The 13,017-nt window shown below is 39.1% G+C and carries 17 protein-coding genes; 15 read left to right on the top strand and 2 right to left on the bottom strand.

Translation table 11 applies throughout. The features are described 5' to 3' along the window. Nucleotides 1-129: 129 nt before the first annotated feature. From FIU87_RS13030 to FIU87_RS13020, 3 genes are all read left to right on the top strand, one after another. Nucleotides 130-633, top strand: coding sequence for an LURP-one-related/scramblase family protein (locus tag FIU87_RS13030; RefSeq protein ID WP_152444990.1), 504 nt, complete (start codon nucleotides 130-132; stop codon nucleotides 631-633). A gap of 86 nt (nucleotides 634-719) precedes the next feature. Next, on the top strand, nucleotides 720-920 hold the full coding sequence (locus FIU87_RS13025; protein ID WP_152444989.1) for an ATPase: 201 nt from the start codon (nucleotides 720-722) through the stop codon (nucleotides 918-920). A 56-nt stretch (nucleotides 921-976) separates the two neighbouring features. Continuing rightward, nucleotides 977-1,393 (top strand): hypothetical protein, encoded by a 417-nt coding sequence (locus tag FIU87_RS13020; protein ID WP_152444988.1) that lies wholly within the window; start codon nucleotides 977-979, stop codon nucleotides 1,391-1,393. Between the two features lie 46 nt (nucleotides 1,394-1,439). Here FIU87_RS13020 and FIU87_RS13015 read toward each other — a convergent pair whose 3' ends face one another. Continuing rightward, nucleotides 1,440-1,754 carry a hypothetical protein gene (locus FIU87_RS13015; protein ID WP_152444987.1) on the bottom strand — a complete coding sequence of 105 codons (315 nt, stop codon included), beginning with the start codon at nucleotides 1,752-1,754 and terminating at the stop codon, nucleotides 1,440-1,442. A 124-nt stretch (nucleotides 1,755-1,878) separates the two neighbouring features. Between FIU87_RS13015 and FIU87_RS13010 the strand changes: the two genes are divergently transcribed. Both FIU87_RS13010 and FIU87_RS13005 read left to right on the top strand, forming a co-directional pair. Next, complete coding sequence (locus tag FIU87_RS13010; RefSeq protein WP_152444986.1) at nucleotides 1,879-2,820, top strand: hypothetical protein; 942 nt, start codon at nucleotides 1,879-1,881, stop codon at nucleotides 2,818-2,820. A gap of 390 nt (nucleotides 2,821-3,210) precedes the next feature. After that, the gene (locus FIU87_RS13005; RefSeq protein WP_152444985.1) at nucleotides 3,211-3,747 is read left to right on the top strand and encodes a hypothetical protein; all 537 of its coding nucleotides are present in this window, start codon (nucleotides 3,211-3,213) and stop codon (nucleotides 3,745-3,747) included. Nucleotides 3,748-3,790: 43 nt separating this feature from the next. On the opposite strand, the gene namA is transcribed toward FIU87_RS13005, so the two are convergent. Next, nucleotides 3,791-4,807, bottom strand: a complete 1,017-nt coding sequence (namA, locus tag FIU87_RS13000; protein WP_152444984.1) for an NADPH dehydrogenase NamA — start codon at nucleotides 4,805-4,807, stop codon at nucleotides 3,791-3,793. A 140-nt stretch (nucleotides 4,808-4,947) separates the two neighbouring features. Between namA and FIU87_RS12995 the strand changes: the two genes are divergently transcribed. From FIU87_RS12995 to FIU87_RS12950, 10 genes are all read left to right on the top strand, one after another. Then, nucleotides 4,948-6,549: a M20/M25/M40 family metallo-hydrolase gene (locus FIU87_RS12995; protein ID WP_152444983.1), complete on the top strand. Its 1,602-nt coding sequence runs from the start codon at nucleotides 4,948-4,950 to the stop codon at nucleotides 6,547-6,549. A gap of 321 nt (nucleotides 6,550-6,870) precedes the next feature. After that, entirely contained in the window at nucleotides 6,871-7,371 is a 501-nt protein-coding gene (locus FIU87_RS12990) for a hypothetical protein (RefSeq protein WP_152444982.1), read from the top strand. 52 nt (nucleotides 7,372-7,423) lie between these two features. Then, nucleotides 7,424-8,338 (top strand): MBL fold metallo-hydrolase, encoded by a 915-nt coding sequence (locus FIU87_RS12985; RefSeq protein ID WP_152444981.1) that lies wholly within the window; start codon nucleotides 7,424-7,426, stop codon nucleotides 8,336-8,338. Continuing rightward, entirely contained in the window at nucleotides 8,335-8,697 is a 363-nt protein-coding gene (locus FIU87_RS12980; RefSeq protein WP_172971056.1) for a hypothetical protein, read from the top strand. The genes FIU87_RS12985 and FIU87_RS12980 overlap by 4 nt, the downstream gene beginning before the upstream one ends. Before the next feature lie 132 nt (nucleotides 8,698-8,829). Next, nucleotides 8,830-9,174, top strand: coding sequence for a hypothetical protein (locus FIU87_RS12975; RefSeq protein ID WP_253905412.1), 345 nt, complete (start codon nucleotides 8,830-8,832; stop codon nucleotides 9,172-9,174). Nucleotides 9,175-9,188: 14 nt separating this feature from the next. Then, nucleotides 9,189-9,680 (top strand): NUDIX hydrolase, encoded by a 492-nt coding sequence (locus tag FIU87_RS12970; RefSeq protein WP_152444979.1) that lies wholly within the window; start codon nucleotides 9,189-9,191, stop codon nucleotides 9,678-9,680. 1 nt (nucleotide 9,681) lies between these two features. Beyond that, nucleotides 9,682-10,143: a DIP1984 family protein gene (locus FIU87_RS12965; protein ID WP_152444978.1), complete on the top strand. Its 462-nt coding sequence runs from the start codon at nucleotides 9,682-9,684 to the stop codon at nucleotides 10,141-10,143. Between the two features lie 257 nt (nucleotides 10,144-10,400). Next, entirely contained in the window at nucleotides 10,401-11,552 is a 1,152-nt protein-coding gene (locus tag FIU87_RS12960) for a substrate-binding domain-containing protein (RefSeq protein WP_152444977.1), read from the top strand. Between the two features lie 32 nt (nucleotides 11,553-11,584). After that, nucleotides 11,585-12,106: a DinB family protein gene (locus FIU87_RS12955; protein WP_152444976.1), complete on the top strand. Its 522-nt coding sequence runs from the start codon at nucleotides 11,585-11,587 to the stop codon at nucleotides 12,104-12,106. A 210-nt stretch (nucleotides 12,107-12,316) separates the two neighbouring features. Next, entirely contained in the window at nucleotides 12,317-12,898 is a 582-nt protein-coding gene (locus tag FIU87_RS12950; protein WP_152444975.1) for a glycerol-3-phosphate responsive antiterminator, read from the top strand. Nucleotides 12,899-13,017 lie beyond the last annotated feature (119 nt).

The following is a 13,017-nucleotide window of genomic DNA, read 5'->3' as shown; positions in this document are numbered from 1 at the left end:
TGGGGTGTAAATGTTTAATGACAAAAAAGCGATTTATCCATTTTTTTTGGAAATTAATGCACAAGGTTGAAACTAATCCCTTTTTTAATCGTAAATTATATAAAAGTAATGCGGTGAGGAGGCATTAATATGAGACAGCTTTTTATAAAACAGAAGGTATTCAGTCTAAGTGAGAAGTTCACAGTAAAGGATCAACAGGAGAAGGATGTTTATTACGTAAAGGGAAGTTTTATGGAAATTCCAAAGACATTCACTATTATGACTGCAGATAGTAAAGAAGTGGCACATATTACGAAAAAGGTGTTCAGTTGGTTGCCTCAGTTTAAAGTTGAGGTAGATGGTCAAGAGGTATTAACCATAAAAAAGGAGTTTTCCTTCTTAAAAGCACGTTATACCATTGATGCAGCAGGTATTGAAGTAAACGGAAATTGGTGGGATATGAATTTTGAAGTGTTGAAGCATGGTGACACCGTTGGGAAAGTAGGAAAAGAGTGGTTTACTTGGGGTGATAGCTACAAGGTTGAAGTTATCGAAGAAGAAATGGAAACCATCATTATTGCTCTCGTTGTTGCCATTGATTGTGTCAAGGCAGATCAATCGTCGGCTTCTTCTGTTAGCATTGGAGGAGATTAATAAAAATTTAGAGAAGAAACAATCCATTGAGCCAGGAAAATACCAGTTTCATAATGTCAGATTGAATAATGAGGAGAGGGAGCGGAATGAGAAAGTCAAAGCTACCAATCTATGCAGGAATCATCACTATCATTGTATTTTTCTTTATCGGATACATAACAAAAAGTGCTGTCCTTAAATTTAAGGTTTCCGTTTCTCATACAGAAATAGCTTTTTTACCGATTGTTCTTGGGCTCTTAGTCTGGTTTATTAGTGCTAGAGTAATGAAGTGGAATGCAGGAGGTTGAGAAAAGGTTGAAACCCTTCCTAGATAAATGCGTCTATTCTTTTGGAGGGGATTTGCTTGCATGGAAAAAAGATAGTTACTTTTCTGATTGTGCTGATGCTGTTAATGGTTATAGGCGTCACCATTACTTTACATGCCTTTTTGAAAGAAGAGCCAGAAATCCATACTGAACTGGAAGAGCATTTCGGACCGTTAGTGGATGATCAAATGCTTGGATTTATTATCAAGGTTGATCCGGATAAGAACCAACTTATCGTAGATATTTCTGAATGGAAAAAACGCCATGAGGATGGACCTACTGATAGTAAAGGTTATGAGTATGTAGCAAGTATTTCTGAAACTACTACTATTAAAACATCTGCTGGCGTGGATGTGGCTCTTGATCATTTAGAGAAGTTTCAAGTAGTAATCATTAATCCAGCTGCTCTAGATGAATACGAAGGAACACCACGTAAGATTATCGTGCTAAATTAAGTGAAGGGGCTGCTCAATACGCGAGCAGCCCCTTTGCTTGAACTTACTAATAGATAATATAATAGGTGATAAAGTAAATGATTAATGTAAGAAACGACCCTGAAAGGAGAGGCGTTAAGAAAAATGTAGGTTTTTCATGTTTGGGATTATAGCTCCCTAATAGACTATCAAAAACTGCCACCTCAGAATTTTTAGTTAATGCATCTCCAGATGAACTCATTATCATCGCTAAGATAATAAAGATACAAGAGCCTAAAAACATGGTATTCATTAAATCCTTATCAAAATACATAGATATGCCTACAAGTATCCCAATTTGGATAGCTGCTACAATCAAAACAAACAGTAAATACCGCTTCACAAGCATTCCCCCCTCTTTTTTTATTTATACGATTTAGTGGTAAAGGTAGTTTCAGGGAAATGGAAATAAATGAAACTTTTTTTCTGATTATTTCGTATATAGTAGTACAAAGGGGGAGTAGAAATTGTTTAATGACCTTAACCTAGAACTACTAACTGTAAAAGAGAATCTTCGGAAAAAAGCTAAGTACGAGGAACACATAAATCGGCTGCAGACCTATTTGCAAGAGGAAAAAAGAAAGAAAGCCCAACTAGAGTATCAACTACATAAGGAGGAAGAGGATGTTGCAAAGCTAGAAGGCTTTACCCTCGCGAATGTATTTTATACAATTACTGGGAAAAAGCTAGAAAAGCGAGATTCGGAGCAGCAAGAGGTGTTGGCTGCTAAATTGAAATTCACCGAGGCTGCCGAGACCATTGCAGATGTTGAACAAGAGCTTCAGGAATTTCAGGGTTTGTTGGAAGAAGTTGCGGATGCACAAAACAGATATCAAGAAATTCTCCTTGAAAAAGAAAGACTGATACATGATACGAATTCTGTTTGGAGTGACAAGCTTTATGCTCTAGCTGAAAAAGAAGCAGATTTAGAATCAAATAGTAATGAATATAAGGAAGCGATCGGAGCAGGCAGGATGGCGGAAGATTCCCTAAGACGGGCACTGTCCTCCCTAGACTCTGCAAAAAATTGGTCCACCTTTGATATGTTTGGTGGCGGGATGATTTCGACTCATATGAAACATAGCCGTTTGAATGAGGCAAAGTCCTATATCCATGATGCCCAGCGGAAATTGCGACTTTTTAAAGAAGAGCTGTTGGATATCAAGGAGCATTTTGACTCTACGATAGATGTTGGCGAAATGCTAACTTTTGCAGATTACTTCTTTGATGGTCTTATTGTTGATTGGATGGTGCACGGCAAAATCAATACAAGTCATGACCAAACGAGTGCAACGCTGAGTAGGGTGTCTAAGCTTGTTAGCAGGCTGCGGACGCAAAAAGAAAAGCTTGGGGAAGAGTGGCAAGCAGTTAGAGAAGAGCAACAGGCAATTTTGGAAGAGTCGAAGTAAGGAAAGTGAGAATTAAGAAGGTGGCCAAATTGGTGGTCGCCTTTTTTATTTTGCTTTATTGGTGGAGTGGGGAGCAGGTGATGCGCGTGCGGAAATAGTCGTAGTTTGTCGAATTAATTATAAATGAATGGAAAGCGCAAATATAATGAAATCAGCGCAAATAAAACAGAAACAGCGCAAATAAAACAGAAACAGCGCAAATAAAATCAGGAAGGCGCAAATAAAACAGAAACAGCGCAAATAAAATCAAAAAGGCGCAAATAAATTCATAAACGAACCTTTCAAGTTCATGCAAAATGTTGATATCGCTCTTCTAAATGTAATATTTTCAAAAAATACTGAAACTTCCTATTCCTTTTGCACGTAAAAGTGGGTAAGGGGGAGAGTTCTATGCAAATAAATTACGAGAAAAAGCACTTTTTCATCGTTGCAGCCATTGTTATGGCGCTCTTATCGCCGCTTGTCATTTGGTTTCTGCCATATTTGCTTCATAGAAACATATATGCAGACGGCACGGTGTGGGTAATCAAAACGCACGCAATCACGTATCGCTATTATGGTATAGCGGTCGTTTTATTAGTAGTTGCCGCAGTAATTTCGTACTTTTTAAAACCAACATTCCGTCTCATCATCTGCATTGCCTGTGCGGCATTAGCTGCATTCTTTATGTATGCGGGGCTAAAGCCTATCACAACAATTGGAGAAGCTGGAGTGACCTTAGTTACGAGTGAAAAAGTGGAATACAGCTGGAATGATGTGGACGAAATAGTCTTGACGTTGAATGATCAAACAAAAGAACAAACATTGGAAATTATATTTGATGATAATAATACACTACTCATTGATGAGGAAACGGAAAACCTACTCACACGATTCATGCAGTTAATAAAAGAGTATGACTTTCCATTAACCACAGTAATAGAATAAAGAAGAGAGCAATGAACTTCGAAAAGTTCATTGCTCTTTTTGATTACCACGCTCTGTCATATTGCTTCGGAGCTTCAATCTCCACCCCAAGCTCTTTAGCTGCTGTTTTTGGCCAGTAAGGATCTCGTAGCAGTTCGCGTGCCACAAAAATTAAGTCAGCACGGTTGTTGCGCAAAATTTCTTCTGCTTGAAGTCCTGACGTAATTAAGCCAACAGCACCTGTGTCGATGTTAGCGCCTGCTTTGATCGTTTCAGCGAAGGCTACTTGATAGCCAGGGAAAACATCAATGGCAGCTGGCACGACTGCACCAGAGCTAACATCTACTAAATCCACTCCCTGCTCCTTCATCCATTTAGCATAGGTCACATAGTCCTCAGCGGTAAGGCCTTCTGGATGATAATCATTCGCAGAAACACGCACAAATAATGGACCATCCCATACAGCGTTCACACCGTCAATAATCTCACGAAGGAAGCGGTAGCGGTTTTCTGCACTTCCACCATATTGATCCTCACGTCTATTTGTGAGAGGAGATAAGAATTCATTTATTAAGTAGCCGTGTGCGCCGTGCAGCTCGATAATGTCAAATCCAGCAGCCTTGGAGCGCTTAGCACCTTCCACGAATGCTGCCACCGTTTCTTGAATATCTTCTTGAGTCATTTCCACTGGTGTTCTCATTTTTTCGTTAAAAGCAAGTGCAGACGGAGCGTAAATATCCCCATCAACCATTGCTTTGCGGCCAGCATGTGCAAGCTGAATCGCTGTTTTTGCGCCGTGAGCGTTGATTTGTTTGTTTAGTTCATGGAAGCCTGCGACATGTTCATCACTCCAGATACCAAGGTCTTGAGCAGAAATTCGTCCTTGTGGCTGAACAGCCGTTGCTTCGACCATAATCAAGCCAACCTGCCCGACAGCTCGGGAAACATAGTGTGTAAAATGCCAATCCTCTACATGGCCATCCTCATTGTGACTCGAGTACATGCACATTGGTGACATCACAATGCGGTTTTTTAAGGTAACACCTTTTATCGTAAATGGGGAGAATAATGCTGTGTTCATTTTTCATTCCTCCTAAATTATTTCGAGTTCCTAAAATATTATAGCAAATGTTTTTCTTGCCACCAAAAGATGTGTTTTCAATTTTTGTACTTAGTAGTATGATAGGAGAAAAATAGATTGATAGAGAGGGTGGATGGGAGATGCATTGGCAAACAAAGGAGCAGCTGACAAATCTATTAGTATCCCTTGTCCAGCATGGCAGTGTCACCTTATCAGGAGAAGAGAAGCGACTGGCGTCTTTTATTTATTATCAGCTGAATCATCTGGATTATTTTCAGAATAATCCAGCAAATGCTGAACTGCACCGGATGGAGGATGGTCGTTCTTTTGTGACGGCGCTTGTCAAGCAATCAGAAGCGGCAGACACCATTGTGTTAGTCAGTCATTTTGACGTAGTTGGGGTGGAGGACTATGGTGTTTTAAAGGATCTAGCCTTTCAACCTCTAGAGCTGACTCGCGAGCTCGAGAACTACATTGATGTTCTTCCAAAAGAGGCGAAAGAGCATTTAGAGTCTGGAGATTGGCTGTTCGGCCGCGGTGTGATGGACATGAAAGCAGGACTTGCCCTGCAGATGTCTCTTTTAGAAAAGGCTATCGCAGAAGAGTGGGAAGTTAATTTGCTCCTTCTTGCGGTGCCTGATGAGGAGGTCAATTCACAGGGAATGCTACAGGCACTACCCGCACTAACAGAGCTTTCGAGGAAGCATGGTTTGACGTATAAAGCTTGCGTGAACTCAGAACCAATGTTTCAACGATACCCAGGGGACAATAATCTCTATTTATATACGGGAGCAATTGGAAAGCTTCTTCCAGGCTTCTTTTGTTACGGTAAAGAAACCCATGTAGGTGAACCGTTATCAGGGTTAAATGCAAACTTGATGATTTCTGAGATTCAGAGATTGATGGAGTGGAATACCGATTTATGTGAGCAAGTGGGAAAGGAGACGACTCCACCACCCACTAGCCTACTTACCAAGGATTTGAAAGAAGAATATTCCGTGCAAATTCCCCATACGGCAGTAACTCTTTACAATCTGCTATTTATGGAGAAGTCATTGCCTGAATGGGAGACGGAGCTTTTAACTATTGCCAAACAAGCAGCAACTAATATTGATCAGTTTTGCAAATTGAAAGCCCATGAATATAAACAATTCGCCTCGTTTAACGAGGTTCCGGTGAATGTTGCTGTTTATACGTTTGAAGAGTTGAAGAAAAAAGCAGAGGAATTATATGGAAAACATGAGCTTGAACTACGAATCGCGTCTGTGATCTTTGCTTATTCTCATTTGGATGAACGGGAACAGTCTATCAGAGTTGTAGAGGAAATCGCAGCTTTGTGTAAGGATTTAGGGCCAATGATTATCCTTTTCTTTGCTCCACCATACTATCCTGCGGTGGCAACAGAAGACGGAGCCCTTTTGGAGTCCGCTCGTTCCTTTATCAAACGCTGTCAAGAGGGAAGTGGCATTCATTTTTTGGAGCAACGCTATTTCTCAGGACTTTGTGACCTAAGCTTCATTGGAAAAGGCGATTTTTCTGCCAAAGACAGGCTACCATTTAACATTCCTGTCTACGGTGCAACCTACGCGCTACCTTTTGCAGATATGGAAGCTTTGCAAATGCCAGTATTTAACCTTGGTCCAGTAGGAAAAGATCCACACCAATGGACAGAAAGATTGAATGTCGCCTTTTCCTTTGACACCTTCCCACCGTTATTAGCTGATTTTGTAAAAAATTTATAGCAAGTAGAAGAAACTTATCTGAAATAGATAAGTTTCTTTTTGTAAGGCCATTTTCGTAAATTTTGTTGCGACTTCGTTTAGATAAGGCATCCGTAATCAATGTTGCTGTCGTGCTCTTTTCGTGTAAGAAGATTTAAACACGTGGCAGTTATTCTTAGCATGGAGATTAGAAAAAGTCTTAAAGCCGACATTTTTCTGGGTAAAAACAACAATCTTTTAGAAAAGAGCTTTTTGTGAAAAATATATTGAGTAATTGGTTAAAATTTGAAATAATTGGTATGAGCGTTATCTAGCTTTACTATTTAGTAAAGGGGAAGCGGGATGAAATTTAGTTTTTCTGTTTTAGTTTTGTTTCTATTAATACTAACAGCCTGTACCAGTACAAAAGTTGTGACAGAGTGGGAAACGGAAGTAATGAATATGCTGATTACGATCGCGTATGTTGGAGAAAGGCCTAACATAGATAAAGATGGTGTTACATTCGTGCCTTATTTAAAGTCGGAAAATTATGAATCCATCTGGATTAGTGATTCGAAATTTGAAGAGTACAGTTCTAAAGAAGCTCTAGTTAATATGAATGAAAATCTTAATCAAGGCAAGGTCATCGTCTATTTAACAGAAGAAAATGCATATGAAACCATTGCCCCTGCATTTGGAATAACAGGTTATGAAGAGTTAAAAGAAGGAGATTCTATCCAGCATGGTTTTTATCTTTGGAAGCAAAACGGAGAAGTGAGGATTGGCTTCGTTTTAGGGGAAAAAGGGAGTAAGGCTTGGAAGGTGTTTTTGGAGCATACCATTACGAATAGTCGAAATTTATAACGAAATGTCTACATTTATACAAAGAGGTAAATTTGGAATTGGATGTGAAAACATGCTAGAAATTAAAAACAAACACTTCGAACTTCAACAAGTTGCTAGCGGGATATATGCTGCGATTGCAAAGGACGGCGGTGGTGCTGCCAGTAATGCCGGATTCGTAGATTTAGGAGATCAGACATTAATTTTTGATACCTTTAATACGCAACAGGCTTCCAGTGAGTTAAAAAAGTATGCTGAAGAAATTTCTGGCTCCAAAATAAGTTGGGTGATTAATAGTCATTATCATGGTGATCATATTAGGGGTAATCAAGTGTTTCCTTCTTGTAACATTCTTTCTAGTAAAACAACATATACCAAGATGAAAGAAATACAACCCACACGAATATTGAGCCAAAAACAAGATCTTAAGGGTTTGAGAACTTATATATGTGCATTAGAAAAAACACTACATGAAACCCATGATCAAAAAATTGAATGTCAAATTAAATCGTTAATAGAACTTGAAAACTCATTGCCTACCTTAAACCTCACTTTACCCACCATTACCTTTCAAGAGTTTCATACGTTTAAAGGAAGCAATCTTTCTGCCATGTTGTATACGAAAGGAGCTGGCCATTCTCCTTGTGATTCTTTTCTTTACATCCCAGAAGAAAAAGTCATTTTCATGGGTGATTTGTTATTTGTTAACTCTCATCCTTCCTTATTTGAGGATTCAGATGTAGACAATTGGATTGCTACCCTTCAAGAATTATTAACATGGGATTTTAATACGGCAATCCCAGGGCATGGACCAGTTGGAACAAAAAATGACCTTGAACAAATTATTCAATATTTTACCGAATTAAAACATATCAGTTGTCGAGAAGATAATCCAAATCAACTTGAAATACCAGATCCATACAAGAACTGGTCACTTCCTGATCTATTCCTAAGAAACCTTAAGCAGTTGAGACAACTCTCAAAATGAAAAAAAGCAATCTGTTCATCCTAATAATCATGGTGGCTACCATCATGGAATTTGGTGTCATCATATGGATAGATTCCTATTTATATAAAGGGGTTTTTAACATCGGTATGATGCTACCAGTCTTGTCTATTCAACTGGTTGTTGCCTATAACTACTCAAAAGGAAAATTAAGAACCAAATGGCCAAAAGTAGCTGTTGGCTTGTTTTTTTGCGTAGGTATCGTTCTTTTTTTAGTAGGAAAACCATCCTACACGTTTGAGCAGGCAAAGCAATTGGTGTATGAAAAAGAAGAAGTCTCTCAAATTGTTGATTATAAAGAAGAGAGTTATCGAAATACGGTACCAATACATACGGACTAAACACGATTTTTCATTCTTAATCGAGACTATCATTTTGAAGCAGACGAGAGATTCTTTCTTGTAAATCCGCGTACAGGTGAAGTGATTGAAATGGAGCAGCCGTATTGGCACTAAATATAAGGGGGTATCATCATGTTTATTTTTATTTGTATCGTGGCAGTTATTGCTTCTGTCCTTCTCTTTCAGAAGCTATCGGTGAAAAATCCGTTTTCCAAAGGTGTAGGCATGGCGATTGCCCTATCTATTTTAGGCGTTGTTAGCCTTGCCCAAAACTACACACAAAGCCTTATTCCCGAAGCCAACGATGGCATGGGAATTTCTAATACAATGGCATATTGGATTATTGGTGACGTTCGCTGGACTCATGACATGTTTAAGTCAATGTACGAGCAGTCCATCTATCTTTCGTTAATTTTGATTGCCGCCTATCCGATTGTACTAGTCCTAGAGTCTAAGTTTAGAAGAAAAGTTATTTAGAAGGAGAAAGCATCATGACATCAACTGTTGTAAATTGGGGTCTATCTAAAGTGAAATTGACGTGGAAAGCTCAGCAAAGTCCTCCTCCAAGGGATCTCGTCACAAGTGTACATGGTTTTTGCTTTTTTGAAGGAAAGCTTTTACTCGTTAACTTGAATGATAGAGGCTGGGATTTTCCGGGAGGACATATAGAACAAGGAGAGTCGCCAGAAGCATGCTTTCAGCGTGAAGCCATGGAAGAAGCTTACGTTAGTGGAGAGTGTACCTTGCTCGGTTGTATCGAAGTTGATCATACTGAAAATCCGAATTGGAACAATCAAAGTCCTTATCCTATGGTAGGCTATCAAATGTTTTACTGTATGGATATTATTAGCTTCCATCCTTTTGAAGCTAAATTTGAATCCTTTGATAGAACCTTGATAGAACCTATGAAGCTAAAAGATTTTTATACAGGCTGGAATGCTGTTTATGAAGAAATATTAACGGAGGCCTGCAGGAGGTTATAAGATGAAATTAGCAGAAGCATTAATATTACGAGCAGATTATCAAAAAAGAGTCGAGCAACTGAAAAATAGGTTGCTGCAAAATGTCCGGATACAAGAAGGGGACGAGCCAAACGAAGATCCTAAGCTTTTGCTAAAGGAATTAACGGAGCTACTAGAGAAACTAAGACTACTTATTCAGCAAATAAATAAAACCAACCTTAAAACGAAATTTGATAAAACAGAATCTCTTTCTGACGCTTTAGCATCACGAGATTTAATTGGCCAAGAGCGCAAGATATACAGTGAGCTTCTGGAACAAGCAACAATGAAACTTGATCGCTACTCTCGTGCAGAAATTAAATTCATCACCACCATTAGCGTAAAAGAAATGCAAAAGCGCGTGGATGAATTATCTCAGAAATATCGTTTGTATGATGTGAAAATCCAAGAACTTAATTGGAGAACCGACTTGCTTTCTTCATAAGAGAAGCTGGTAACGAAAATGAAAAGGCGAATACCAAACCTTGCAGCAGGTCAAAGTTGCCACTAATGGTACGGGTTTCGGGGTGACCCCAAGAGGTTCAAGTCCTCCTTTAAAAATTTATACCCATTAATGTGACATCAGAACAATTTACATACAAAACTTACAACCTGGTATTGATTTTCGTTTTCGTGAGGGTGGAGTAGGGGAGTTTCTTATGAAATAGAAATAGATAAAATACGAACTACAAAGGGGATATCATGAGAGTTATTGCTTCGTTCATAATGTCTGTTGCCATTTTATTTGTTGGATTTTATGGAACAATCATTTTAATATTTGCCACGGGTAATGACGTATATGGTCTTGTTTCAGCAGCATTTGTAATGACATTGCTCATCTTTGCAAACCTATTAGTGTGGCAGCAGTTTTCTAAAAAAGCCGTAAAATATTCTTTTATGGGTTTACTTAGTATCTTTGTTCTTTTTGCTGCAGTGGAAGGCGGAAAAGCCTGGTACCAAAAATCCTTGAAAATTATGAGTGCCCAGGATGTCGACCTCACCCAATATGAACCTTTTCAAAATAATTCTATGGTTGCCGATTTAGGGGAAGAAGCATCTTTCCAGCTAGAAGAACCGCTACTGAAGTTAGATGGCTCAACGGCCCTATATCCTGTGTTTGCCGCTTTCGCTCAGGCTGTTTATCCAGAAGGAACGTATGAGTCTACTAGGAGTGAAGTACAATCCACTCAAACCTCAGGAGCTTGGGCTGGGCTTCTGAAAGAAGAAAGAGAGCTCATTTTTGTTCCAGAACCCCCAAGTACAATCCAGAGTCAAGCAGAGGCGAAAGATGTAGAGCTGATGCTAACGCCTGTTGGAAAAGAAGCCTTTGTTTTCTTTGTGCATAAAGACAACCCCGTAAACAATCTTACGGTGGAGGATATTCAAAGAATTTATACAGGTGAAATAACTAATTGGGAAGAACTTGGCGGAAACGATGAGCCTATCCTAGCATTCCAACGCCCAGAAGACAGTGGAAGCCAGCAAATGCTTCGTAAAGTAATGGGAGACAAACGCTTAATGGACCCACCAAGCGAGCAGAGAGTAGCTGGTATGGGTGGAATCATTGAAGAAACACTAGACTATGAAAATAGGAAAAACGCCATCGGTTTCTCGTTTCGTTTTTTCTCAGAAACAATGGTGAAAAACAACAAGATTAAGCACTTAAAGGTGAACGGAGTCGCGCCATCCATTGAATCTATTCAAAAAGACACCTATCCGTTTGTCAGCCCTTTCTATGCTGTGCATCTCTCAAATGCCACCAATCCTAATCTTGAATCATTTTTAGATTGGATTAAATCGGAAGAAGGGCAAGTGCTCGTCGAAAAGTCTGGTTATGTTCCTTACCATAGATAATTTGAAAAAAATTAGTGAACGGGGAGCTGTAAATGGAAACTAAAAAAATTCTACAAGTCACAGCACTACCAGGTTTTGAGCCAGAAATCGGCCGTCTTGTCTGGTGTATGGAAGATGTACGTCACATTTTATTGAAAAAGCTTTCTGGGATTAGCCAAGCTGCTCTTAATTATAAAGGCGACCATACTCATTCCATCGGAACACTGTTGTATCACATTGCATATGTGGAAGCCGGGTGGTTATACGGAGAAGTCATAGAAAAAGAATGGGACCCTGAAATTTCCGCATTGTTCCCAATCGCGAGCTGGTCAGAGGGAACGTTAAATCACTTTGAAGGCGAGAGCTTTACTCAGCATGCAGTACGCCTATCAAAGGTCAGGGCAGTTTTCCTTGCACACTTTCGCTCGATGAATTTGGAGGATTGGCGAAGAATGCGATCATTTGAGGACTATGATGTCACACCAGAATGGGTGGTCTACCACCTCATTGAACATGAAGCCAACCACCGTGGACAGATTTTTCAGATGATTAGGGAATTAGAAGTGACTAGTTAAGCAAGTGAAAGAGCAGGTTAATTCTATTTTGAATTAGACCTGCTTTTATTAATTACGTTAGCAATGTGTATAACCAAAAAGGAAAGATTTATGAAATAATGGGTAAATGGAAATGATATTTTTTATAGGACTAAAGAACGTCCTTCGCTCTATTCTTTTCCTTAGAAATGTGTAGTATTATAGGATGAAAACGAAGGAAGGGAATATTCTATGGAATTTCATGAACAACAAATATTGCCAGCAGTTCGGCAAATGAAAGATTTAGAGAAATTATTATTTAGCCCCTTTGAATACCTCATTGTATTAGACATACATTTGGCACAGTTAAAAAGCGTGCTTGCTCTTGCGAAAAATCATTCTAAAAAGGTATTTTTACATATTGATTTAATTCATGGGCTGCAAAGTGATGGGTATGCAGTAGAGTATGTTTGCCAGGAGTTTCGTCCTTACGGCGTGTTGTCGACGAAATCGAGCGTAATTATGAAGGCGAAGCAAAAAGGCATTGTTGCGATTCAGCGTATTTTTTTAATTGACTCAAGTGCAATGGAGAAAAGTTGTGCTTTATTAGAAAAGACGAAACCAGACTATATTGAAGTGCTTCCGGGTGCTTTAACGGAGATTATTACAGAAATGAATACGAGGACAGGTATTCCCATTTTAGCGGGTGGTTTTATCCGTACAGTAGAGGATGTGGAAAAAGCGTTAGAAGCAGGGGCAACTGCAATTACTACTTCAAAGAAAGAACTTTGGAAATATTATGGGAAAAATTATTCTGATATAAAAAATGATTGACACCGCTTTCACGAACGGTTAAGATGTTAGTTAAGTTAATAAACGTGACGGAGAAAAGCAGAGATCCACATTTCATTGTTTCTATTTTTTAAGGAAACGTATGCCGTGTGGATCTTTTT

Source organism: Bacillus sp. THAF10 (assembly GCF_009363695.1).
GTDB lineage: Bacteria > Bacillota > Bacilli > Bacillales > Bacillaceae_I > Sutcliffiella_A.
This window is presented reverse-complemented; position numbering and strand designations above follow the sequence as displayed.

What these genes read in the sequence shown, in the direction of transcription:
- FIU87_RS13030 (WP_152444990.1), top strand. Translation starts at nt 130, where the DNA reads ATGAGACAGCTTTTTATAAAACAGAAGGTATTCAGTCTAAGTGAGAAG.
- FIU87_RS13025 (WP_152444989.1), top strand. Translation starts at nt 720, where the DNA reads ATGAGAAAGTCAAAGCTACCAATCTATGCAGGAATCATCACTATCATT.
- FIU87_RS13005 (WP_152444985.1), top strand. Translation starts at nt 3,211, where the DNA reads ATGCAAATAAATTACGAGAAAAAGCACTTTTTCATCGTTGCAGCCATT.
- namA (WP_152444984.1), bottom strand. Translation starts at nt 4,807, where the DNA reads ATGAACACAGCATTATTCTCCCCATTTACGATAAAAGGTGTTACCTTA.
- FIU87_RS12995 (WP_152444983.1), top strand. Translation starts at nt 4,948, where the DNA reads ATGCATTGGCAAACAAAGGAGCAGCTGACAAATCTATTAGTATCCCTT.
- FIU87_RS12990 (WP_152444982.1), top strand. Translation starts at nt 6,871, where the DNA reads ATGAAATTTAGTTTTTCTGTTTTAGTTTTGTTTCTATTAATACTAACA.
- FIU87_RS12985 (WP_152444981.1), top strand. Translation starts at nt 7,424, where the DNA reads ATGCTAGAAATTAAAAACAAACACTTCGAACTTCAACAAGTTGCTAGC.
- FIU87_RS12980 (WP_172971056.1), top strand. Translation starts at nt 8,335, where the DNA reads ATGAAAAAAAGCAATCTGTTCATCCTAATAATCATGGTGGCTACCATC.
- FIU87_RS12975 (WP_253905412.1), top strand. Translation starts at nt 8,830, where the DNA reads ATGTTTATTTTTATTTGTATCGTGGCAGTTATTGCTTCTGTCCTTCTC.
- FIU87_RS12970 (WP_152444979.1), top strand. Translation starts at nt 9,189, where the DNA reads ATGACATCAACTGTTGTAAATTGGGGTCTATCTAAAGTGAAATTGACG.
- FIU87_RS12965 (WP_152444978.1), top strand. Translation starts at nt 9,682, where the DNA reads ATGAAATTAGCAGAAGCATTAATATTACGAGCAGATTATCAAAAAAGA.
- FIU87_RS12960 (WP_152444977.1), top strand. Translation starts at nt 10,401, where the DNA reads ATGAGAGTTATTGCTTCGTTCATAATGTCTGTTGCCATTTTATTTGTT.
- FIU87_RS12955 (WP_152444976.1), top strand. Translation starts at nt 11,585, where the DNA reads ATGGAAACTAAAAAAATTCTACAAGTCACAGCACTACCAGGTTTTGAG.
- FIU87_RS12950 (WP_152444975.1), top strand. Translation starts at nt 12,317, where the DNA reads ATGGAATTTCATGAACAACAAATATTGCCAGCAGTTCGGCAAATGAAA.